The sequence below is a fragment of the Mesorhizobium sp. WSM4906 genome (assembly GCF_029674625.1).
GTDB lineage: Bacteria > Pseudomonadota > Alphaproteobacteria > Rhizobiales > Rhizobiaceae > Mesorhizobium.
Map to the genome: position 1 here is coordinate 205,713 of NZ_CP121355.1, position 21,452 is coordinate 227,164.

Genomic DNA, 21,452 nt, shown 5'->3' on the forward strand with positions numbered 1-21,452 from the left:
GTCTCCTTTGCGATTGGATTTTCGTATCTGGGAGCTTCGCTCAGAGTTTCAATGTTCTCAGCCGCAAGGCGTTGGAAATGACGGAGACGGACGACAGGCTCATCGCCGCCGCCGCGATCATCGGCGAGAGCAGCGTGCCGGTGAGCGGATAGAGCACGCCGGCGGCGACCGGCACGCCGAGCACGTTGTAAAGGAAGGCGAAGAACAGGTTCTGGCGGATGTTGCGGATCGTCGCCTGGGCCAGCGTGCGAGCCCTGACGATGCCGTTGAGGTCGCCCTTGACCAGCGTGATGCCGGCGCTTTCGACCGCGACGTCGGCGCCGGTGCCCATGGCGATGCCGACATCGGCGCCGGCCAACGCCGGGGCGTCATTGACGCCGTCGCCGGCCATGGCGACGCCGGCGCCGTGAGCGCGCAGCTCGTCGACCAGCGCGCCCTTTTCGTCCGGCAGCAGGCCGGCACGCACCTCGTCGATGCCGAGCCGGCCGGCGATCGCTTTTGCCGTGCGCTCGTTGTCGCCGGTCGCCATGATGATCCTCAGGCCCTTGTCGTGCAGCGCCTTGATCGCTTCGGCCGTGGTGGCCTTGACCGGATCGGCGACGGCGACGAGGCCGGCGAGCTTGCCGTCGGCGGCAACGAACATCGCCGTCTTGCCTTCGGCCTGCAGCGTTTCCGCCTTGGCGGATACCGGAGCGGTGTCGATGGCAAGGTCGGCCATCATCGCCGCATTGCCGAGCGCGACCTTTTTGCCGGATACCGTGCCGGCAACGCCCTTGCCGGTGATTGCCTCGAAGTTTTCGGCATCGGCAAGCTTGACGCCGCGTTCGGCGGCACCCTCGACGATCGCCTCGGCGAGCGGGTGTTCAGAGCCTTTTTCGAGGGTGGCGGCAAGCGACAGCAGATCATCCTCATCGATGCCCGCGGCCGCGACCACGTCCGTCAGACGCGGCCTGCCCTCGGTCAAGGTGCCGGTCTTGTCGACGATCAGCGTGTCGACCGAAGCGAAACGCTCCAGCGCCGCAGCTTCCTTGATCAGCACCCCGGCATGCGCGCCACGCCCGGTCGCTGTCATGATGGACATCGGCGTGGCAAGCCCCAGCGCGCAGGGGCAGGCGATGATCAGCACCGACACCGCCGAGACGATGGCGAAGATCAGGCTGGGCTCGGGCCCATAGACCGCCCAGGCGATGAAGGCAACGACGGCCACCAGCACCACGGCCGGGACGAAATAGAAGGACACGCGGTCGGCCAGCCCCTGGATCGGCGCGCGCGAACGCTGCGCCTTGGCGACCATCTCGACGATGCGCGACAGCGTGGTCTCGGCGCCGACCTTCTCGGCGCGCATGACCAGCGAGCCGTTCTTGTTGAGCGTGCCGCCGGTCAGAGGATCGCCTTCGGTCTTTTCCACCGGAAGCGGCTCGCCGGTGATCATCGATTCGTCGATCGACGAGCGTCCTTCCAGCACGATGCCGTCGACCGGGACGGCGTCACCAGGGCGGATGCGGAGCTTGTCGCCGGTGTTGACGCTGTCCAGCGGCACATCCTTTTCGGACCCGTCGGCGCCGATCAGGCGCGCCGTCTTCGGAGCGAGGTCAAGCAGGGCGCGGATGGCCGATCCCGTGCGCTCGCGGGCGCGCAATTCCAGCACCTGGCCGAGGAACACCAGCGCGACGATGACGGCGGCGGCTTCGAAATAGACCGGCACGGTGCCATCATGGCCGCGGAACTGATGCGGGAAGATGTCGGGGAACAGCACGGCGACCACGCTGTAGAGATAGGCGGCGCCGACGCCGAGCGAGATCAGCGTCCACATATTGGGGCTGCGGTTCAGGATCGAGTCCCAGCCGCGATGGAAGAACGGAAACGCCGCCCAAAGCACCACCGGGCTTGCCAGCGCCAGTTCCGCCCATGTCTTCGCCCGGCCATCGATGAAGCTTTCGAAACTGGCACCCAGCATCGGCGCCATGGCGAAGACAAGCAAAGGCACGGACAACACCGCGCTTATCCAAAAGCGCCGCGTGAAATCCACCAGCTCCGGGTTCGGACCCTCATCGCCGGTCGGCACGCCCATCGGCTCCAGCGCCATGCCGCAGATCGGGCAGGAGCCGGGCTTGTCGCGGATGATCTCGGGATGCATCGGGCAGGTGTATTGCGTGCCCTTCGGCATCGGCTGCGGTTCCGGCCGGCCGGCGAGGTATTTTGCCGGCTCGGCTTCGAACTTGCCCTTGCAGCTGCTCGAGCAGAAATAGAAGCCCTGCCCCTCGTGGCGGACGAAATGCCTCGCGCTCGCGCGGTCGACACTCATGCCGCAGACGGGATCGGTTGCCGTCAGATATGTTTCCGGATCGGCCTGGAACTTCGTGCGGCAGCGCTCGCTGCAGAAATGAAATGTCCGTCCGCCATGCTCGGCCGTCGGCTTTGCGGCGGCCGGATCGACCGTCATGCCGCAGACCGGATCGCGAATCACCGCTTCGGCGGCAGGCGCGGTATCCTTTGCGGAACAGCAGGATGCACCGTGCGCATGATGGTGGTGATGGTCGGAATGGGTCATGAGCAAATACCTCGGAAGTCTCGAAATTGAGGCGGAGGTAGTCCTTCCAGTTACTGGAAGGTCAAGGGTCGGTTTCGATTTTTCGAAATTCCGGTCGCCCGGCCTTGCGCTGCATCAAATGTAAGCCTTTGGAAACACGGCCGCCGCCCCCATACACAGCGTTGAGAAAACGCGCTATAGACGCCGCCGAATGGCAAAGATTTCCCTGAAACTCGACGAAATCATCGACGGCGACGCCTTGCGGCGCGACCTGACCGCGCTGACGGCGGCGAGCGCCGGCGACGGCTCAAGCAAGACCACGCGCACAGCCGTCCTGCAGCTGCTCAAGGGCAGGCTTGGCGAGGGACGAAAGATCGCCGAGGCGATGCTGAAAGAGGATGGCGGCGGCAATGCCTGCGCCGAGCGGCTGTCGCATCTGATGGATGAGCTGATCCGGGCGCTCTACGACTTCGCCGCCACGCATGTCTACCGGGTCAAGAACCGCTCCGCGGCCGAGCGCATGGCGGTCGTGGCAGTCGGTGGCTACGGGCGCGGCACGCTGGCGCCGGGCTCCGACATCGACCTGTTGTTCCTGCTTCCCTACAAGCAGACGCCGTGGGGCGAGCAGATCGTCGAATACATGCTCTACATGCTGTGGGACATGGGGCTGAAGGTGGGCCACGCCACCCGCAACATCGAGGAATGCCTGAGGCTGTCGCGCACCGACATCACCATCCGCACCTCGATCCTGGAAGCGCGCTTCCTGTGGGGCGAGCACAAACTGTACGAGGAATTGCTCACCCGCTTCGACCATGAGGTGGTGCGCACTACCGGGCCGGAATATGTGCAGGCCAAGCTCGCCGAACGCGACGAGCGCCACGCCAAGGCGGGCGAGAGCCGCTATCTGGTCGAACCCAACGTCAAGGACGGCAAGGGCGGCCTGCGCGACCTGCAGACATTGTTCTGGATCGGCAAATATTTCTACCGCGTGCGCACCGGCGAGGAGCTGGTCGAGAAAGGCGTCTTCACCGAGGCCGAATATCGCGAATTCCAGAAGGCCGAGGATTTTCTCTGGGCGGTGCGCTGCCACATGCACTTCCTCACCGGCAAGGCGGAAGAGCGGCTGCATTTCGATATCCAGCGCGAGATCGCCGAGCGGCTCGGCTACACGACCCATCCCGGCCTGTCGGCGGTGGAGCGCTTCATGAAGCACTACTTCCTGGTGGCCAAGGATGTCGGCGACCTTACCCGTATCTTCTGCGCCGCGCTCGAGGAAGAGCAGGCCAAGCACGTCCCCGGCTTCAACCGCATCTTTCTCACCTTCTCGCGGCGCAAGCGCAAGCTCGCCGGCACGTCCGACTTCATTGTCGACAACCACCGCATCAACATCGCCGACGACATGGTGTTCGAGCGCGATCCGGTCAACCTGCTCCGCCTGTTCTGGTTCGCCGACAAGCATGGGCTGGAGTTCCATCCCGACGCGCTGAAGCTGCTCACCCGCTCGCTCGGCCTGGTCAACAAGTCGCTCAGGCGCGACGAGGAGGCCAACCGGCTGTTCCTCGATATCCTGACCTCGGACCGCAATGCAGAGCTCAACGTCAGGCGCATGAACGAGGCGGGACTGCTCGGCAAGCTGATCCCCGACTTCGGCAAGATCGTCGCCATGATGCAGTTCTCGATGTACCACCATTATACGGTGGACGAGCATCTCATCCGCTGCATCGGCGTGCTGGCAGAAATCGAGCGCGGCGACGGCGCCAAGGTGCATCCGCTGGCCCACTCGCTGATGCCGGGACTGAAGAAGAGCCGCGAGGCGCTCTATGTCGCGGTGCTGCTGCACGACATCGCCAAAGGCCGGCCGGAGGATCATTCGGAAGCCGGCGCCAGGATCGCGCGGCGCATCTGCCCGCATATGGGACTGTCGGCCGCCGACACCGAGACCGTCGCCTGGCTGGTCGAGAACCATCTCGTGATGTCGATGACGGCGCAGACGCGCGACCTCAACGACCGCAAGACGATCGAGGACTTTGCTTCGATCGTGCAGTCTGTCGAGCGGCTGAAGCTGCTCCTGGTCCTCACCGTCTGCGACATCAGAGGCGTCGGACCGGGCGTGTGGAACGGCTGGAAGGGGCAGTTGCTGCGCACGCTCTATTTCGAGACCGAGCTGCTTTTGACCGGCGGCTTTTCCGAGGTATCGCGGGCCGAGCGCACCGCGGCGGCGCGCGAGCGGCTGGCCGAGGCGCTGGCCGCCTGGCCGGCGAAAGAGCGCAAGCGCTATGTCGCGCTGCATTACGAAAATTATCTGCTCACCGTCGACCTGCCCGACCAGTTGCGGCACGCCGAATTCGTCCGCGAGGCGGATGCGGCCGGCAAGAAGCTCGCCACCATGGTGAAGACGCATGAGTTCGAGGCGGTGACCGAGGTGACGGTTCTGGCGCCCGACCATCCGCGCCTGCTTTCGGTGATTGCCGGCGCGTGTGCCGCTGCCGGCGGCAACATCGTCGACGCGCAGATCTTCACCACCTCCGATGGGCGCGCGCTGGATACCATCTTGATCAGCCGGGAATTCGACCGCGACGAGGATGAGCGCCGGCGTGCCGAGCGCGTCGGCAAGCTGATCGAGGACGTGCTGTCAGGCAAGAGCTGGCTGCCGGAGATGATCGAGAAGCGCACCAAGCCGAAGCGCGGCGCCAAGGCCTTCCGCATTCCGCCGCGCGCCGAGATCCGCAACACGCTGTCGAACCGCTTTTCCGTGATCGAGGTCGAGGGACTGGACCGGCCTGGCCTGCTGTCAGAAATCACCGGGACGCTCTCCGACCTGTCGCTCGACATTGCCTCCGCGCACATCACCACCTTCGGCGAGAAGGTCATCGACACCTTCTATGTCACCGACCTCACCGGCCAGAAGATCGACAGCCCGACGCGCACGGCCACCATCCACAAGCGGCTGATCGATACGCTCGAAGGCAACGCGCCCGAACGCAACGGCAAGACCAAGGCGGCGGCCGAGTGACATGCATTTGACGCAATTCCGCAGGCAGTCATCCTCCGCATGAGCCTTGTCAAGAAATTCGCCACCGTCGCTTCCGGCACGCTGATGAGCCGGGCGCTTGGTTTCGGCCGCGAGATGCTGATGGCGGCGGCGCTGGGCACCGGGCCGGTCGCCGACGCCTTCAACGCCGCCTTCCAGTTCCCCAACACCTTCCGCCGGCTGTTCGCCGAGGGCGCCTTCAACGCCGCCTTCGTGCCGCTCTTCGCCAAGGAGATCGAGACGCACGGCACCGACGGCGCCAAGCGCTTTTCGGAGGAAGTGTTCGGCGTGCTGTTCTCGGCGCTGCTCGCGCTCACCATCGCCATGGAACTGGCGATGCCGCTGATCGTGCGCTACCTGGTGGCGCCGGGCTTCGCCGACATTCCGGGCAAGTTCGAGACGACCGTCCGGCTTGCGACGATCATGTTCCCGTATCTCATCTGCATGTCGCTGGGCGCCATGATGGCGGGCATGCTGAATTCGCTGCGCCGCTATTTCGCGGCGGCAATCGCGCCCGCTTTCCTCAACATCATCCTGATCGGCGTGCTCGGCTATGCCTGGTATCATGGGGCGGACGCGCATGACGTCGGCTTCGGGCTTTCCTGGGGCGTGCTGGCGGCGGGTATCGTGCAGCTCGCAATCGTCTGGGTGGCGGTGCGCCATGCCGGCATCTCGATCGGCTTCCGCCGGCCGAAGATGACGCCGAACGTCAAGCGGCTCCTGATCCTGGCGCTGCCGGCGGCGATCACCGGCGGCATCACCCAGATCAACCAGCTCATCGGCACTGCGATCGCCTCGGGGCAGAACAGCGCCGTGTCGTCGCTCGCCTATGCCGACCGTATCTACCAGCTGCCGCTCGGTGTCGTCGGCGTCGCGGTGGCGATCGTGCTTCTGCCGGAACTGTCGCGAGCGCTGAAATCGGGCAATCTGATCGAGGCCGCCAACCTGCAGAACCGCTCGGTCGAGTTCACGCTGTTCATGACGCTGCCTGCCGCGGCGGCGCTCTGGGTGATGTCGGAACCGATCGTTCGGCTGGTCTATGAGCGCGGCGCCTTCGCCGCCAACCACTCGACACCGATCGTCGCCTCGATCCTGGCGATCTTCGGCCTCGGCCTGCCGGCCTTCGTTCTGATCAAGGCCTTCACGCCCGGCTATTTCGCGCGCGAGGACACGCGCACGCCGATGATCTTCGCCGCCATCTCGGTCGGCGTGAACGTCGCCACCGCGCTGACACTTTTCCCGTTCATGGGCGCGCCGGGAATCGCGGTCGCTTCGGCGATAGCCGGCTGGGTCAACGCGCTGATGCTGCTCGGCATGCTAATCCGGCGCGGCCATTGGGGCCGCGACATACCGCTGTTGAAGCGCATTCCGCGGCTGGTGCTTTCGGCGGTGGTGATGGCTGCGGCGCTCTACTTCGCCGAGCACTATTTCGCGGCAAAGCTCGGACCGGGCTCACCGCTGGTGGTCAAGGCGACGACGCTGTTCGCGCTCGTCGGCGGCGGGGCGGCACTCTACTTCATCACCGCCTTCGGCACCGGCGGGGCCGATTTCGGCATGATCCGCCGCAACGTCAGGCGCGGCGAGGCGAAGGCGGTGCCGCCGGTCACGGAACAGTCTCCAGATCCGTGAGCCTGAATTCGTCGGCCGTAGAGAGCATCGGAACGGCGTAGTAGCGCGCGCAAGCGTAGTGGAAGCAGTCGGCCATATTCAGACGGATGGCGTTGTTGCGATACCGCGACGCGGCCTCGACGGACAGCGATGCTGCCTCGGGCGCGGGCGGAAGCTCGCGCAAGGCAATGGCCCGTTCTTCAAGGAAGCGGCTCACGATCTCCGCGCTCCTCGCAACAGGTATGGCCAGCTTTTCCGGCCGCGCGAGCGCCATCGCGGCCTCCCACACGGCGATCGCCGAAGTGAACGGGGTCGACGTATCAACAACCGCCCGCGCACAGCGCTCGGCCTCGGCTTCGTTGCTCAGCATCGCGACGATGGCGGCGGCGTCGACGAACATCAGTTCTCGCCGGAAAGCTCGTCATAGACCGAGCGCGGCAGCGGGTTGCGCGCCCGCTCGCTGAGCTTGATCCCGAATTCGGCGCGCAGCCTTGCCGCCGTTTCCAGCGGCGTCTCGCGATTGCGGCGCCGCTCCAGGGCTTCGCGCATGGCGATCACGATAGCCTCGGTAATGCCGACACCTTCGACCCTGGCGAAAGCGCGCGTCAGACTATCCGCTTCTTTGTTACTGATGTTGATGGTCATCGCGAGCGCCCACATCGATTGTGTAGCTTACTTAATGTAGCAGGCAACAAAAAGAAATCAACATGCGGCGGGCCGGTTCAGCCTGGACCTTACCCGCGCTCCAGCGCCAGCTTTGCGCCGAACAGGATGAGCAGGCCGCCGGCAAAGCGATCGATGGCGCGGCGCAGCCGCCGATAGCCGTTCGAAACGACTTCGGCCGCGAACAGCCAGACTACGCAGGCATACCAGCCGACCGAGATCGCCACCATCAGCGCGACCGACGCGACGCCGAGCGTCAGCGAGGGCTGTGCCGGCAAGGCGACGGCGAAGATGCTGGCCACCGAAAGCGCCGAACGCGGATTGGCAAGGCTGGTGGCAAGACCGATCCAGAAGGCGCGCCCGGTCGAGAATTTCTTGCCGTCGACAGCCAGCGCGACATCCGCCGTGCTGCGCTTTTCGGCAAGCACGATCAGCCTCATGCCCGAATAGATGAGGTAGCCGGCGCCGGCGAGCTTCAACGCTGCAAAGGCCCAAGGTGCTGCCAGGAAAAGCGCCTTGATGCCGGCAAGCCCGCAGACGCCCCAGATGGCGGTGGCGATGCCGATGCCGCAGACGGCGGCAAAGCCCGCGCCGCGCGAGCGCGCCACCGCGATCCGCGCCGTCATCAAGAAGTTCGGCCCGGGCGAAACCGCCGCGACCAGCCAGACGGACGCCACGGCAAGCAGATGCGAAAGCATGATGAGAACCCCAAACGACACGACAATGCTAGGCCACTTCAATTCCGGCTGGCTGGAGCCAACCGAAGTCATGGATCGGGCCTCTTGATCCCGCATGAACCTTCGTCCATAAGCGCGCCGTCGCAAGACTTTCGCCGCGCGCGAAACGGCCCTCCACAAGCCATGAGGACATCATGACCGCCTTCAAGCCACTCGTCTTTTCGGGCGTCCAGCCGACCGGCAACCTGCATCTCGGCAATTACCTCGGCGCCATCAAGAAATTCGTCGCCCTCCAGGAACAGTCCGACTGCATCTATTGCGTCGTCGACCTGCATTCGCTGACGGCGCAGCTCGTCCATCAAGACCTCGGCGATCAGACGCGTTCGATCACGGCGGCGTTCCTCGCCTCCGGCATCGATCCCAAGAAGCACATCGTCTTCAACCAGTCGCGGGTCATCCAGCATGCCGAGCTTGCCTGGATCTTCAACTGCGTGGCGCGCATCGGCTGGATGTACCGCATGACGCAGTTCAAGGACAAAGCCGGCAAGGACCGCGAGAACGCCTCGCTCGGCCTGCTCGCCTATCCGAGCCTGATGGCGGCCGACATCCTGCTCTACCGGGCCACGCATGTGCCGGTGGGCGAGGACCAGAAGCAGCATCTGGAACTGACCCGCGACATCGCGCAAAAATTCAACAACGACTTCTCCGAGCGCATCGCGACTCTCGGCGTCGGTGTCGAAATGCAGGTCGGCGAGGAGACGGTGAACGGCTATTTCCCGATCACCGAGCCGGTGATTGGCGGCCCGGCAGCGCGCATCATGAGCCTCCGCGACGGCTCGAAGAAGATGTCGAAATCCGATCCGTCGGACCTGTCGCGCATCAACCTGACGGACGATGCCGACACCATTTCGAAGAAGATCCGCAAGGCCAAGACCGATCCGGAGCCCTTGCCGAGCGAGCTCGAAGGGCTGGAAAGCCGGCCGGAAGCGGAAAACCTGGTCGGCATCTATGCCGGCCTCGCCGAAATCTCCAAGGCCGACGTGCTGAAGGAATATGGCGGCCAGCAGTTTTCCGTGTTCAAGCCGGCGCTGGCCGACCTTGCGGTGGAAAAGCTGGCGCCGATCGCCTCCGAGATGCGCCGCATCGAGGGCGACCGCGCCTATGTCGACGCCGTGCTCAAGGATGGCGGCGAGCGCGCCCGCGCGATCGCCGAAGGCACGATGAAGACGGTGCGCGACATCATTGGCCTGCTGCAGGACTGATCGCGCTCCTGCCCCGTGACTTCCATCGCCATGCCGGCCGGCGGCTTGCCGCCGGTCCGTGGCGGTGGCAGATTGCGGCCGAATTGATACCGAGCAGATAGACATGGTCTCCAAACGCCTCAGCCGTGAAGCCGGGCATCGCCGCAAGTTCCTGGCGATCATCGATGACACACCGGAATGCGAGCGCGCCGTCGCCTACGCCTCGAAGCGGGCGCAAAGCACCAGCGGCGTGCTGGTGCTGCTCTATGTGATCGAGCCGGACGATTTCCAGCATTGGCTGGGGGTCGAAAAGATCATGCGCGAGGAGGCGAACGCGACCGCTCGCGCGGCGCTCGACAGCTACGCCAACAAGGTGCGCCAGAAGGTCGGTATCGAACCCGAGCTGGTGGTGCGCGAGGGCAAGCCGACCGAAGAGATCCACAAGCTGATCGAGGAAGACCAGGACATCGCCATCCTGGTGCTGGCGGCCGGCGCCGGCAAGGAAGGTCCGGGCCCGCTGGTGAGCGCCGTGGCCGGCCGGGGCGCCGCCTTCCCCATTCCGGTCACGGTGGTGCCGCAGAACCTCTCCGACGAGGAAATCGAGAGCCTGGCCTGATTTGCGAAGGCCTTCCTGTCCGATTTGAGGCCCGCGGGGTCGCAAATACACATCGAGTTATCAACCAGTCCGTAGCCGACACCGACCCTTGGCCTGTGCCGGCAGCGCGCCATTTGGAATCGTCAGAGCAGCGACAATTCCAATGGAGCGCTGATGGACGAATCAAGCCGGAAGACGAGCCGGAGCGGTACATCGAAACCGCAGGAGACTGCCGCCAAATCGGTGGCTCGGTCCAGCTTGCAGCCTGCGCGGACCCAGCAAGAAGCCCGTCAGGTGCCTCATGCGCGGCAAGGGCGCAGGCGTCGTGTGCTCGCCAAGCGCCATCCGGCGATGGTCGACAGCATCGCCGGCGCGGTAACCGTCAAGAGCCTCGATCTCTACTATGTCGTCGCTTCCGACGCGCAGATCCCCCTGAAAGGCGAACACGGCTTCGGACTCTATTTCCACGACTGCCGCTTCCTCGGCGGCTATCGGATGGCGTTGGCCGGCCTGGAGCCGATCGTGCTGGCCTCGACCGCGCAAAAGGGCTACGCCGCGCTTTTTGAGCTGACCAATCCAGACCTCGAGGTGGAGCAGGGACAATCGATCCCCAAGGATGAGCTCGGCATCCGCTGGGAGCGCGTTCTCGATGCGCGGCAAACATGCGTGCGGGAGGTCCTGACCGTCCAGAATTTCGGTCGTCAAACGCATGGCTTTCCGCTGGCCTTGCACTTCCGCGCCGGGTTCGAGGACATCTTCAACGTGCGCGGGCTGGTGCGGCTGGACCTCGGCAAGCCCCAGCGGGCCTCCTGGCGGGAGGGCAGGTTGCATTTTGTCCATCACGGCGCCGACCGGCTGCGCAGGGCGGCGACGATCGCCTTCTCGCCTCAACCCGATGCCACGCATGAAACAACGGCCGAGTTCCGGATCGATGTGCCGGCAGGCGAAACGCGGACCATCGCCGTCACCATAGAGCTGAACGAATGCTCGGAAGAGGCCGAAGCCAATCACTTGAACCAGCAGCCGACGGTCGCGCTCGACAATCTTGCGGGAAACCTTCAGGCCGGTTCCGAGGAATGGCTGGAGCGGCACACGAAGTTCTACAGCGACAGCCTGCTGCTCAACGGCATCGTGGAGCGCTCGCTGCGCGACCTGGCGATGCTCAGATCCGATCTCGGCAAAAGGGAGTATTTTGCCGCCGGCGTGCCGTGGTTCGTCGCCCTTTTCGGGCGCGACAGCCTGATCGTCGCGCTCGAGATGCTCGCCTTTCAGCCGGAGATCGCCGCCCAGACGCTGCGTCTTCTCGCCAGCTATCAGGGACGTCGAACGGATCGATGGCGGGAGGAGCAGCCCGGCAAGATCCTGCATGAGCTGCGCGTCGGCGAGCTCGCCGGGGCGGGCAATGTCCCGCATGCCAGGTTCTACGGCACGGTGGACGCGACCCCGCTCTTCCTGCTGCTCCTCGGCCGCTATGCAGACTGGACGGGCGATCTAGGGCTGTTTCGCGAGCTGCAGGAGCCCGTGGAAAGAGCCCTGGGCTGGATCGCCAGGGCCGGAGACGACCATGGCGAAGGCTATCTCAAGTACCGGAGCGCCTCGGAGAGCGGCCTGATCAATCAGGGATGGAAGGACTCGGCCGATGCGATCGTCAGAACCGACGGCGCTATCGCCAAGCCGCCGATCGCGCTTGTCGAGGTGCAGGGCTACGTCTTTGCCGCCAGACACGCGATCGCCGACCTTTACGAGCGTATCGGGAGACGCGATCGCGCCAAGGAGCTTCGCGGCGAGGCCGAAAGGCTTCGGACACGGTTCAACCGCGACTTCTGGTGCGAGGACCAGGGTATCTTTGCCCTGGCGCTCGAAGCGCGGAGGCGTCGGCTCGGGGTCGTTTCCTCAAATCCGGGGCATGCGCTGTGGACCGGCATTGCGGATCGGGGGAAGGGCCGCCGAACCGTGCGTCGGCTGATGCAGGACGACATGTTCGGCGGCTGGGGCGTGCGCACGCTTTCGACCGCGGAGCGGCGCTACAATCCCGTAGGCTACCATCTCGGAACCGTCTGGCCGCACGACAACGCGCTGCTGGCAGCCGGCTGCCGACGATATGGCGAGGACGAAGCCGCGCTGCGGATCTTTACCGCCATCACCGAGGCGGCGATGCACTTCCGCCACCACCGGCTGCCCGAGGCGATGGCGGGCTTTCCGCGCAAGGATTTTCAGGTGCCGGTGCACTATCCGGTGGCCTGCCATCCGCAAGCCTGGGCGGCGGCAGCGGTGCCGTTCCTGGTGACCACCTGCCTCGGCCTGGAACCCGATGCCTTTGCAAGCAAGCTTCGGATCGTGCGGCCGCGGTTGCCCGATTTCGTCAATCGCATCGCGCTTCGCGGGTTGCGCGTCGGGGAGGCAAGCGCCGACCTCGAATTCTGGCGGACGGCCGACGGAGCCGAGGTGAACATCCAGAGGACGAGTGGACAACTCAGCGTGGAAGTCGGAGGATAAGACCTGCTTGGCCGAAGCGCTCCGTCCGGGCAAAAACATTCCGCCAGCCAGCCATACGGGCGACGCGTTTCGCTTGAATGTCCAGCCGATAGAGCCTATTTAGAACTGTTCCAAACTATCGGCCCGGGAAGGGCCTGGAGATACCCATGTTCATCCAGACCGAATCGACGCCGAACCCGGCGACGCTGAAGTTCCTGCCTGGCAAGGAAGTGCTGCGCGAAGGCACCGCCGATTTCCGCAACGCCGATGCCGCCGCGGAGGCCTCGCCGCTGGCCGGCCGGCTGTTCGAGATTCCCGGCGTCACCGGCGTCTTCTTCGGCTACGACTTCATCACCGTGACCAAGGACGGCCCGGACTGGCAGCACCTGAAGCCGGCGATCCTCGGCGCCATCATGGAGCATTTCATGTCCGGCGCCCCGGTCATGGCCTCGGCCGCTCCGGCCAACGAAGCCGGCCAGACCGGAGAGTTCTACGACAAGGCCGATGAGGAGCTGGTGCTGACCATCAAGGAACTGCTCGACACCAGGGTGCGCCCGGCGGTGGCGCAGGACGGCGGCGACATCACCTTCCGCGGCTTCGAGAACGGCACCGTGTTCCTGCACATGAAGGGCGCCTGCGCCGGCTGCCCGTCCTCGACGGCGACGCTGAAGCACGGCATCCAGAACCTTTTGCGGCACTTCGTCCCCGAGGTGCAGCACGTCGAACAGGTCGCCTGATCATTTTCGCAGCGTCTGCTGCGTATAAATCGCCAAAAACAAAAAACCGGGCCCCAACAGCCCGGTTTTCTGTCTGTGGACGTCTTGTTGTTGCCTAGACGGTCCGCGCACGAAAGCTTTTGTCCGCGGTCATCGCGATCACATCACGATGACTTTGGCGCCGACCGATGTGCGGTCGTAGAGATCGATAATGTCCTGGTTCATCAGGCGGATGCAGCCCGACGACATCGCCTTGCCGATGGAGAACCATTCCGGGCTGCCATGCAGGCGGTAACCCATGTCGCCGCCCTTGTTGAAAAGATACATGGCGCGCGCGCCGAGCGGGTTCATCAGGCCGGGGTCCATGCCGCCGGCAAATTTGGCGAGCTCGGGCTGGCGCTTGATCATCGGCGCCGGCGGCGTCCAGGTCGGCCATTCGCGCTTCAGCGCGATATGAGCGGTGCCGTGCCATTCGAAGCCTTCACGGCCGACGCCAATGCCGTAGCGTATCGCCATGCCTTCACCCTCGACGAAGTAGAGGAACTTGTTCTGGGTGTCGACGATGATGGTGCCCGGCTTTTCCGAAGTGTCGTAGCGCACTTCCTGGCGGTGGTAGCGGGCCGGAACCTTCTCGATCGGGATGCGCGGCAGATGGTAGCCGGCATCGGTCATCGCGCCATAGTTGTTGGTGAACAATTGCCCGCCGATGGTGCTGCAGCCGCTGATCGCGGTCGACAGCGCAAGGGCGGCGACGATTGCAAACGACTTCAAGCGCATGAATAGGTCCGACGCCCTGCCTTTATATCAGCGGCGCGAGTCGGCCGCCTTGTCGCCATCATTCATGCTGGCATTTCTTTTGCTTGCCAAGCGCGCACTGCCTATATGCAAGGGCTGACGCGCCGGTAAGTGCCGAACTGCGGCATTTCGGCAACAGGGTTCACAGGATTATGAAGCAAAATCAATGGGGCGGCCGGAAGGGCTGCCTGAGACCAAGGAGAGCGCCATGAATGTCGGTGATGCCGCCGAACGTTCCGGCCTGCCGGCCAAGACCATCCGCTACTATGAGGAGATCGGCCTGATCCGGCCGGCGCGGGCCGAGAACGGCTACCGCGATTACTCGCGCGACGACGTCCACCGGCTTGCCTTTCTGCGCCGCGCGCGCAATCTCGGCTTTTCAATCGACGATTGCAGGCAGCTGATGGCGCTCTATCAGGACCGCGGCCGCGCCAGCCACGACGTCCGGGAAATCGCCAGCGCCCATGTCAGGGCGATCGAGGTAAAGGTGCGCGAGCTGCAGTCGATGCGCGCGACGCTGCAGAGGCTGATCCACGCCTGCCACGGCGACGACCGGCCGGAGTGTCCGATACTGGATGACATGGCGGGGGTGGTCGATAAGGTGTCCGCCTGACAGGATCGGCGGCCCACCCTATCCGCCGCGATATTGCGTGGGCGATGCTCCGAAACGAGCCCGGAATCGCCGATTGAAATAGGACACGTCGTTGAAGCCGGCTGCGAGCGCGATGTCGCTTACCTTCATCGCGTCGTTGCGGATGTCGGACAGCATGGCGCACGCCTTTTGCAGCCTCAGTTCCAGGACGCGCTCGGCGAAGGTGCGGCCGCTTTCCAGAAGAAGCGTGTTCAGGTAGCGGCGCGACAGGCCGACCGCGCGTGCCACCATGTCCGTCGACAGGGCCGGATCGGCGAACCGAGCCTCAATGACCACTATGGCCTCGCGCAGGCGCGCGGCGCGCAATCCGCGCGAGGCCGCGATTTCCGCAACCTCGCCATTGCCTCCAAGCGCCAGCACGATCAAATCGGCGAGCGCCGTTCCGGCTTGCCGCGAGAGCGCCTGCTCCTCGTCCACCTCGTCGGCGTGGATCAGGAAGTCGATCGTGCGTTCCAGATGCCGCACGGCGGGATTTGCCGGGTCGAGCCGCGTCGCCGGGCGATCGTCGGCATGCGGCACCTGCCGGAGCAGCCATGTTCTGGGAACGGAGGCCAAAACCCAGGAGGTGACACCGTCGGTAAAGCTGCTGCAGGGTTGCGCTATGTTGTAGGCGATCGCGTTGCCCCGCTGCAGCGAAAGATCGCAATCGGCGACGGACCACAGCTGCGGCTTGGGGCTGCGATAAAACCCCACGAAGATTTCGTCGCGGTCATTGGCGACGTGCTTGCGCGTGCGCACGTAATATTCGGTCGTCGTCTCGAACAGACCGACGCGCAGATCGCCAAGAAAGCGCATCTTCGTGGCCGTGGCGAACGGCTTGTCCTCGGCATGCCTGATCTCGGCCGCGCCCAACTGCTCCATCCACATGTCGCGCCATAGGCGAAAGCGATCCCTGTCGCTCAGATGGGCTGGCAGGCTGTCCGACGAAAAAACGATCTTCTGCATTGGCAAAAATCAGTTGACCGATCCCACACTATCACGGCCATCGCACACGGGAACCGGCCAAAAAGCCCCACCGTCCAACCTCAGAGCCACCCGGTCCAATCCGCATTCATCTGTGCGGCCGCTTGTTGCAGCGGCGCCACATCCCGAGCCGATTTCCCGCGGAGCCCGTTAGTCCAAAACCGGGGCCTGTGCATCCAAGACGACGACCGCGAAATCAGCAATGGCTGCATGCGACCGATAAACTCGAGGATTTTGCATGAGACTTTTGTTTGTGGGCGGCATCGCGATCGCGAGCCTGGTGCCGCTGACCGCATTGGCGGCAGACCTGGGCGCGGCTGCGCCGGCGTCCGCTCCCGGCTGGAGCGGATTCTACCTGTCGGCCGGCGGCGGGGCTGGATGGTGGAGCGCCGACCAACACACGGATTTTGGCGGCATTCCCTCCGAGCCGTCCGCGCACACCACCGGCAGCGGAGGGTTCGGTACCTTGGGTGGTGGCTTCGACTGGCAGTTCGCTCCCTCTTGGGTGGCCGGCGCCTTCGCCGACGTCCAGTTCGGCGACATCAGGGGCACGATCCGAGCGCCCTTCGAGGAGTATTCGGGCACCACGAATAACCGGCTAAACTACGCCGCCGGCCTCCGTCTCGGCGTGCTCGCGGCGCCGAACGCACTGATCTATGTCAACGGTGGCTATACCCATGCCGACTTCAGCGGGTCAGGCCTGGATCCGACGCCGCTGGTCCCGCTCTCCGTTGCCGAACATCGTCACGACGGCTGGTTCGTCGGCGGCGGTATCGAAAACTCACTCGACTTCATCGGCGTCGCTTCCCCGGGCTGGTTCATGAAGACCGAATACCGTTTTGCCGATTACGGCCGCGAAACCGCGCGGATGTATGTCGCCGCCACCGGCGCCCCGGACAACGCCATCTCCTTCAAGCCCACGGTCCAGACCCTCTCGGTCTCGCTCGTCTATCGCTTCAATGCGGACCGGGCTGGAGGCGTTGACTTGCACTAGCCCCATCGGCGTTTCCCGGAACAGGCGGGTTCAAACCGTGAACAAAATCTGGCATGGTGTCTCCCATGCCTATCGTTTCCCCGATTCCCATCAACCCGCTGATCGACGGCCGTCAGTCCGAGCGAGCCATGCTGGTGCGGCGCGGCGTGCAGCGGCTGCTCTCCGAAATGGGCGCGCATGTGCTGCCTGAGCTGTCCCTGGCCACCGGCCGGCGCGCCGATCTCGTCGCGCTGACCCGCCAGGGCGACATCTGGATCATCGAGATCAAATCGTCAATCGAGGACTTTCGCGTCGACCGCAAATGGCCGGACTACCGGCTACACTCCGACCGCTTCTTCTTCGCCACGCATCCCGGCGTGCCGCAGGAGATTTTTCCCGAGGAATGCGGCTTCATCCTCTCCGACGGCTATGGCGCCGAGATCCTGCGCGAGGCGCCGGAGCACCGCATGGCGGCTGCGACGCGCAAAGCGCTGATGCTGAGGATCGCGCGGGCCGGCGCTGCGCGGCTCTTGGCCGCGGAGCTCGCCGGCGTGGCGGTGCCGGCGCTTGACGGCGAGAGCGAGTAGCAGCCCCTCACCCGCCCTCCGCTACGCTCGGGCGACCTCTCCCCGAGGGGAGAGGAGACGGTCGGCGACGGCGCCCGGATGAGGGGGCGAAGCAGCCTATCCCACGTCCTCTTCGGCCGCCGCCGGAGCGGTGAGCAGCACCGCCGTGCCAAGCAGCGCGGCCACCAGCGAGCCGGCAAGGATGCCGACCTTCACCGCGTCCTGGAGTGCTGCGTCGTTGGCGAAGGCGAGCAGGCCGATGAACAGGCTCATGGTGAAGCCGATGCCGCACAGAAGCGAAATGCCGAACATGTGCAGCCAGCCGGCATTGACCGGAAGGTCGGCGAGGCCGAGCCGGATGGCGATTGCCGAGGAGCCGAACACGCCGACCAGCTTGCCGAGCACCAAGCCCGCCGCGACACCCAATGTCAGCGGTTCGATCAAGGCGGAGACGCTCAGGCCGCCGAGCGAGACGCCGGCATTGGCGAAGCCGAAGATCGGGATGACGATGAACGGCACGAGCTTGTGCAGGCCGTGCTCCAGCCGGTGCAGCGGCGAATGCTCGACATCGTGGCCTATGCCGGGCGAGCGCTCGAGCGGAATGGTGAGCGCCAGCGCCACGCCGGCAAGCGTTGCATGCACGCCCGATTTCAGCACCAGCACCCACAGCACCGCGCCTATCACGAGATAGGGCAAGAGGTTCATCACCCGCATGCGGTTGAGCGCGATCAGCACGGCGATGGCCGCGAAGGCCGCCGCCAGATAGGCGAGCGACAGGCCGCTGGTATAGAACAGCGCGATGATGATGACCGCGCCGAGATCGTCGATGATGGCCAAGGCGGTGAGGAACACTTTCAGCGAGGCCGGCACGCGGCTGCCGAGCAGCGACAAGACGCCGAGCGCGAAGGCGATGTCGGTGGCGGTGGGGATCGCCCAGCCGGACAGGGCCGCCTGGTTGTCGCGGTTGACGGCGACATAGACGAGCGCCGGGACCAGCATGCCGCCGGCGGCGGCGATGCCCGGCAGCACGCGGTGCGGCCAGGTCGAGAGCTGGCCGTCCAGCATCTCGCGCTTGATCTCCAGGCCGACCAGCAGGAAGAACACCGCCATCAGCCCGTCATTGATCCAGTGCGAGACGCTGAGCGGCCCGAGATAGGCGTGGAGGACTGCGAAATAAGTCTCGGCCAAAGGCGAATTGGCGACGATGAGCGCCAGCGCGGCGGCGGCCATCAGAATGATGCCGCCGGCCGCCTCGCCGTCGAGGAATTCGCGCAGGATCGATTTCGGCCGCTCGTCGCGCATGGGATCTCCCTAACTCAGCCTGTTGGCCGGAAACCTGTAGTCCAATGATGCGCAGCGTCAGTGGCGATGCAAGGCTTACGATTTACACGGCAGCGCAGGCTTCGAAAATTAGCTGAAATGCCCACCCCTTCGTCATCCACGGGCGAAGCAAGGAGCGAAGCGACGCGGCGCAGACCCGAGGATCCATTCCGTTACATCGGAGCGGTGCCAACGGTGCAGAATTCTGCACCGCTGCATTCTTCGGCCGGCGTCACGGAATGGATCCTAGGGTCTTCGCGACGGAGCTTCGCTCCTGCTTCGCCCTAGGATGACGACGTTGGTTCACCGAGGCGCGCGTTTGGCTAGTATGCGCTGCAAGGTGCGGCGGTGCATGTTGAGCCGGCGCGCGGTCTCGGAGACGTTGCGGTCGCACATTTCGTAGACGCGCTGGATATGCTCCCAGCGCACGCGGTCGGCCGACATCGGGTTTTCGGGCGGCGCGGCACGCTCGCCGGCGGTGCGCGTGAGCGCGGCGAAAACGTCGTCGGCATCGGCGGGCTTGGACAGATAGTCGATGGCGCCGAGCTTCACCGCCGTCACCGCTGTGGCGATATTGCCATAGCCGGTCAGGATGATGGTGCGGGCATCGTCGCGCTTCTCGCGGATGGCGGCGACCACGTCGAGGCCGTTGCCGTCGCCCAGCCGCATGTCGACCACCGCATAGGCTGGCGGATGGGCGCGAGCCTTGGCGACGGCCTCTTCCACGCTCTCCGCCGTCTCGACCAGGAAGCCCCTGGTTTCCATGGCGCGGGCAAGCCGGGTGAGGAACGGCTTGTCGTCGTCGACGATCAGCAGCGAGGTGTCCTCGCCCTCAACCATTGCGCCAGTGGTTTCGTCCGCGCTCATTTCATCAGCATCCTACTGCCTTACTTTTACGCAGATACAATTCCGCAACAGCAATGTCCAATTTTTACAGCCGGCAACAGACCTGCCATGCAGCAGGCGCAAGGCTCAGGCATTGTCGAAGATGGAGGCGGACACCTGCTCCTGATTGAGGAAGACGCTTCTGGGCCAGGTGATCTGCACCACCGCACCTTCGCCGAGCCCGCTCGAATTGCGGAAATCGATCGTGGCGCCCGAGCGCTCCAGCAGGGTCTTGGCGATGAAAAGCCCGAGGCCGAGGCCGCCGCCGGCCTCCGTGCCCTGGCGCGTCGACATATATGGCTCGCCGATGCGGTCGATGATTTCCGGCGGGAAGCCCGGTCCGTCGTCGATGATGGAGAAGGAGACCTCCTCGTTGTCCCAGTTCCAGCTGACGGTAACCGTCTTCTTGGCAAAGTCGACGGCGTTCTCTACGAGGTTGCCGAGCCCGTAGATCACGCCGGGACTGCGCTGCCCGACCGGCTCCGGGCCGATACGCTCGCCGGGACGCAGCTGGATCGTGATGCCGAAATCGCGATGCGGGGCCGTCACCTCCTCGACCAGGGAAGTCAGCGGCAGGCGCGAAAGATGTGCTTCGCCCTCCGAAGACAGACTGGTCAGCCGCTTCAGGATCTCGCGGCAACGCTCGCTCTGCGAACGCAGCAGCTTCACGTCCTCGGCGAATTTCGCGTCCTGGCCGAGCGCCTTTTCCATTTCCTTGGCGACGACGGTGATGGTGGCCAAAGGCGTGCCGAGCTCATGCGCGGCTGCCGCCGCGAGGCCGTCGAGCGCGGAGAGATGCTGCTCGCGCTGCAGGACCAGCTCGGTGGCGGCGAGCGCGTTGGCGAGGAGCCGCGCCTCCGCCGCGACGCGGAAGGCATAGATCGCGGTGAAGGCAATCGAGGCGAACACCGCCATCCACATGCCGGCGACATAGATGAAGGGCATCGGCAGCGGCGCACCCCCGTACCAGGGCAGCGGCAGGTGGAAGAACACAAGCAGCGTGGCCGCCGCGATGACCAGCGCGCCGAGCACCGCGGTGAGGCGCAGCGGCAGCGAAGCGGCGGATATGACGACGGGCACCGAGAGCAGGACCGAGAACGGGTTGGTGAGCCCCCCGGTCATGTAGAGCAGGCCGGCGAGCTGCAGGCTGTCGATGGTGAGAATGGCAAAGGCGGAGAGCGGGGTCAGCCGATGTGCCGCCGGATAGCGGAAGGTCAGCCAGAGGTTCATCCAGGCCGAGCAGGCGATGAGCGCGAAGCACATCGAGACCGGCAGAGGGAATTCCAGCCCGTAGGCAACCACGAGAACGGTGAGGCTCTGGCCGACGATGGCCAGCCAGCGCAGACGGATCAGCGTGTTGAGCCGCAGCCGCTGGCTCTGTTGGGAATCGGGTGCGCGCAGAATATTGATCATCGACTTACGATTATAGCCGCAGGAGGGTAAGCGCTAGTAGCGCTGTAAAGGCGCCTTGACTGGCTGGCAGCCGGTGTTTCGGTTCACCATCATGAGCGCTTGGTGATTGGCCGGGGCCTCTCGCGATTCGTCATCCACGGGCGGAGCGACGCGAAGCGGAGCGCAGACCCGAGGATCCATTCCGTGACTTTGACCGCAGAATGCAGCGGAACAGAATTCTGCACCGCGGCAACGCTCCGAGGTCGCGGCATGGATCCTCGGGTCTACGCGCGTCGCTTCGCTCCTTGCTCCGCCCGTGGATGACGAAGTGATAGGCGTTTGCGCCAATCGCCAACGCGCGTTGCCCACT

General features: G+C 64.9%; 18 protein-coding genes. 9 read left to right on the top strand and 9 right to left on the bottom strand.

Going from position 1 to position 21,452, the window contains the following annotated elements; translation table 11 throughout:
• Positions 1-40 precede the first annotated feature (40 nt).
• Entirely contained in the window at positions 41-2,551 is a 2,511-nt protein-coding gene (locus QAZ22_RS00965) for a heavy metal translocating P-type ATPase (RefSeq protein ID WP_278205089.1), read from the bottom strand.
• 190 nt (positions 2,552-2,741) lie between these two features.
• On the opposite strand from QAZ22_RS00965, the gene QAZ22_RS00970 reads away from it, so the two are divergent.
• Positions 2,742-5,543: a [protein-PII] uridylyltransferase gene (locus QAZ22_RS00970; RefSeq protein ID WP_278205090.1), complete on the top strand. Its 2,802-nt coding sequence runs from the start codon at positions 2,742-2,744 to the stop codon at positions 5,541-5,543.
• Positions 5,544-5,582: 39 nt separating this feature from the next.
• The gene (gene murJ / locus QAZ22_RS00975) at positions 5,583-7,190 is read left to right on the top strand and encodes a murein biosynthesis integral membrane protein MurJ (RefSeq protein ID WP_278205091.1); all 1,608 of its coding nucleotides are present in this window, start codon (positions 5,583-5,585) and stop codon (positions 7,188-7,190) included.
• On the opposite strand, the gene QAZ22_RS00980 is transcribed toward murJ, so the two are convergent.
• The 3 genes from QAZ22_RS00980 to QAZ22_RS00990 all read right to left on the bottom strand — a co-directional run bounded on the left by QAZ22_RS00980 (position 7,165) and on the right by QAZ22_RS00990 (position 8,530).
• Positions 7,165-7,569, bottom strand: a complete 405-nt coding sequence (locus tag QAZ22_RS00980; RefSeq protein ID WP_278075279.1) for a type II toxin-antitoxin system VapC family toxin — start codon at positions 7,567-7,569, stop codon at positions 7,165-7,167. The genes murJ and QAZ22_RS00980 overlap by 26 nt on opposite strands.
• Positions 7,569-7,814, bottom strand: a complete 246-nt coding sequence (locus tag QAZ22_RS00985; RefSeq protein WP_278205092.1) for a type II toxin-antitoxin system VapB family antitoxin — start codon at positions 7,812-7,814, stop codon at positions 7,569-7,571. The genes QAZ22_RS00980 and QAZ22_RS00985 overlap by 1 nt, the downstream gene beginning before the upstream one ends.
• A gap of 89 nt (positions 7,815-7,903) precedes the next feature.
• Positions 7,904-8,530, bottom strand: coding sequence for a LysE family transporter (locus QAZ22_RS00990; RefSeq protein ID WP_278205094.1), 627 nt, complete (start codon positions 8,528-8,530; stop codon positions 7,904-7,906).
• 173 nt (positions 8,531-8,703) lie between these two features.
• Between QAZ22_RS00990 and trpS the strand changes: the two genes are divergently transcribed.
• From trpS to QAZ22_RS01010, 4 genes are all read left to right on the top strand, one after another.
• Positions 8,704-9,771, top strand: coding sequence for a tryptophan--tRNA ligase (gene trpS, locus QAZ22_RS00995; protein ID WP_278205096.1), 1,068 nt, complete (start codon positions 8,704-8,706; stop codon positions 9,769-9,771).
• A 103-nt stretch (positions 9,772-9,874) separates the two neighbouring features.
• Positions 9,875-10,366: a universal stress protein gene (locus QAZ22_RS01000; RefSeq protein WP_126096486.1), complete on the top strand. Its 492-nt coding sequence runs from the start codon at positions 9,875-9,877 to the stop codon at positions 10,364-10,366.
• 306 nt (positions 10,367-10,672) lie between these two features.
• A complete protein-coding gene (locus QAZ22_RS01005; protein ID WP_278205097.1) occupies positions 10,673-12,841 on the top strand; it encodes a glycogen debranching N-terminal domain-containing protein in 2,169 nt (722 codons plus the stop codon).
• A 146-nt stretch (positions 12,842-12,987) separates the two neighbouring features.
• The gene (locus QAZ22_RS01010; protein ID WP_278205098.1) at positions 12,988-13,557 is read left to right on the top strand and encodes a NifU family protein; all 570 of its coding nucleotides are present in this window, start codon (positions 12,988-12,990) and stop codon (positions 13,555-13,557) included.
• Positions 13,558-13,695: 138 nt separating this feature from the next.
• Here QAZ22_RS01010 and QAZ22_RS01015 read toward each other — a convergent pair whose 3' ends face one another.
• The gene (locus tag QAZ22_RS01015; protein ID WP_278205099.1) at positions 13,696-14,313 is read right to left on the bottom strand and encodes a L,D-transpeptidase; all 618 of its coding nucleotides are present in this window, start codon (positions 14,311-14,313) and stop codon (positions 13,696-13,698) included.
• A gap of 226 nt (positions 14,314-14,539) precedes the next feature.
• Between QAZ22_RS01015 and cueR the strand changes: the two genes are divergently transcribed.
• Positions 14,540-14,944: a Cu(I)-responsive transcriptional regulator gene (gene cueR / locus QAZ22_RS01020; RefSeq protein WP_278205100.1), complete on the top strand. Its 405-nt coding sequence runs from the start codon at positions 14,540-14,542 to the stop codon at positions 14,942-14,944.
• 18 nt (positions 14,945-14,962) lie between these two features.
• Here cueR and QAZ22_RS01025 read toward each other — a convergent pair whose 3' ends face one another.
• Positions 14,963-15,928 carry a helix-turn-helix domain-containing protein gene (locus QAZ22_RS01025; protein ID WP_278205101.1) on the bottom strand — a complete coding sequence of 322 codons (966 nt, stop codon included), beginning with the start codon at positions 15,926-15,928 and terminating at the stop codon, positions 14,963-14,965.
• 256 nt (positions 15,929-16,184) lie between these two features.
• Here QAZ22_RS01025 and QAZ22_RS01030 point away from each other — a divergent pair, with 256 nt between their 5' ends.
• Both QAZ22_RS01030 and QAZ22_RS01035 read left to right on the top strand, forming a co-directional pair.
• Positions 16,185-16,940 carry an outer membrane beta-barrel protein gene (locus QAZ22_RS01030; RefSeq protein ID WP_278205103.1) on the top strand — a complete coding sequence of 252 codons (756 nt, stop codon included), beginning with the start codon at positions 16,185-16,187 and terminating at the stop codon, positions 16,938-16,940.
• 65 nt (positions 16,941-17,005) lie between these two features.
• On the top strand, positions 17,006-17,506 hold the full coding sequence (locus QAZ22_RS01035) for an MmcB family DNA repair protein (RefSeq protein ID WP_278205104.1): 501 nt from the start codon (positions 17,006-17,008) through the stop codon (positions 17,504-17,506).
• 96 nt (positions 17,507-17,602) lie between these two features.
• Here the strand turns inward: QAZ22_RS01035 and nhaA are convergent, their stop codons facing one another.
• From nhaA to QAZ22_RS01050, 3 genes are all read right to left on the bottom strand, one after another.
• Positions 17,603-18,787: a Na+/H+ antiporter NhaA gene (gene nhaA / locus QAZ22_RS01040; RefSeq protein WP_278205106.1), complete on the bottom strand. Its 1,185-nt coding sequence runs from the start codon at positions 18,785-18,787 to the stop codon at positions 17,603-17,605.
• Between the two features lie 321 nt (positions 18,788-19,108).
• Complete coding sequence (locus tag QAZ22_RS01045; RefSeq protein WP_278075268.1) at positions 19,109-19,672, bottom strand: ActR/PrrA/RegA family redox response regulator transcription factor; 564 nt, start codon at positions 19,670-19,672, stop codon at positions 19,109-19,111.
• 105 nt (positions 19,673-19,777) lie between these two features.
• Positions 19,778-21,103, bottom strand: coding sequence for an ActS/PrrB/RegB family redox-sensitive histidine kinase (locus QAZ22_RS01050; protein ID WP_278205109.1), 1,326 nt, complete (start codon positions 21,101-21,103; stop codon positions 19,778-19,780).
• Between the last annotated feature and the right edge of the window lie 349 nt (positions 21,104-21,452).

Bases quoted from the DNA above. Each gene is read 5' to 3' on its own strand.
- QAZ22_RS01050 (WP_278205109.1), bottom strand. From the start codon at position 21,103: ATGATCAATATTCTGCGCGCACCCGATTCCCAACAGAGCCAGCGGCTG.
- QAZ22_RS01045 (WP_278075268.1), bottom strand. From the start codon at position 19,672: ATGAGCGCGGACGAAACCACTGGCGCAATGGTTGAGGGCGAGGACACC.
- QAZ22_RS01030 (WP_278205103.1), top strand. From the start codon at position 16,185: ATGAGACTTTTGTTTGTGGGCGGCATCGCGATCGCGAGCCTGGTGCCG.
- QAZ22_RS01000 (WP_126096486.1), top strand. From the start codon at position 9,875: ATGGTCTCCAAACGCCTCAGCCGTGAAGCCGGGCATCGCCGCAAGTTC.
- nhaA (WP_278205106.1), bottom strand. From the start codon at position 18,787: ATGCGCGACGAGCGGCCGAAATCGATCCTGCGCGAATTCCTCGACGGC.
- QAZ22_RS01035 (WP_278205104.1), top strand. From the start codon at position 17,006: ATGCCTATCGTTTCCCCGATTCCCATCAACCCGCTGATCGACGGCCGT.
- murJ (WP_278205091.1), top strand. From the start codon at position 5,583: ATGAGCCTTGTCAAGAAATTCGCCACCGTCGCTTCCGGCACGCTGATG.
- cueR (WP_278205100.1), top strand. From the start codon at position 14,540: ATGAATGTCGGTGATGCCGCCGAACGTTCCGGCCTGCCGGCCAAGACC.
- trpS (WP_278205096.1), top strand. From the start codon at position 8,704: ATGACCGCCTTCAAGCCACTCGTCTTTTCGGGCGTCCAGCCGACCGGC.
- QAZ22_RS00990 (WP_278205094.1), bottom strand. From the start codon at position 8,530: ATGCTTTCGCATCTGCTTGCCGTGGCGTCCGTCTGGCTGGTCGCGGCG.
- QAZ22_RS01015 (WP_278205099.1), bottom strand. From the start codon at position 14,313: ATGCGCTTGAAGTCGTTTGCAATCGTCGCCGCCCTTGCGCTGTCGACC.
- QAZ22_RS00980 (WP_278075279.1), bottom strand. From the start codon at position 7,569: ATGTTCGTCGACGCCGCCGCCATCGTCGCGATGCTGAGCAACGAAGCC.
- QAZ22_RS00985 (WP_278205092.1), bottom strand. From the start codon at position 7,814: ATGACCATCAACATCAGTAACAAAGAAGCGGATAGTCTGACGCGCGCT.
- QAZ22_RS00965 (WP_278205089.1), bottom strand. From the start codon at position 2,551: ATGACCCATTCCGACCATCACCACCATCATGCGCACGGTGCATCCTGC.
- QAZ22_RS00970 (WP_278205090.1), top strand. From the start codon at position 2,742: ATGGCAAAGATTTCCCTGAAACTCGACGAAATCATCGACGGCGACGCC.
- QAZ22_RS01010 (WP_278205098.1), top strand. From the start codon at position 12,988: ATGTTCATCCAGACCGAATCGACGCCGAACCCGGCGACGCTGAAGTTC.
- QAZ22_RS01025 (WP_278205101.1), bottom strand. From the start codon at position 15,928: ATGCAGAAGATCGTTTTTTCGTCGGACAGCCTGCCAGCCCATCTGAGC.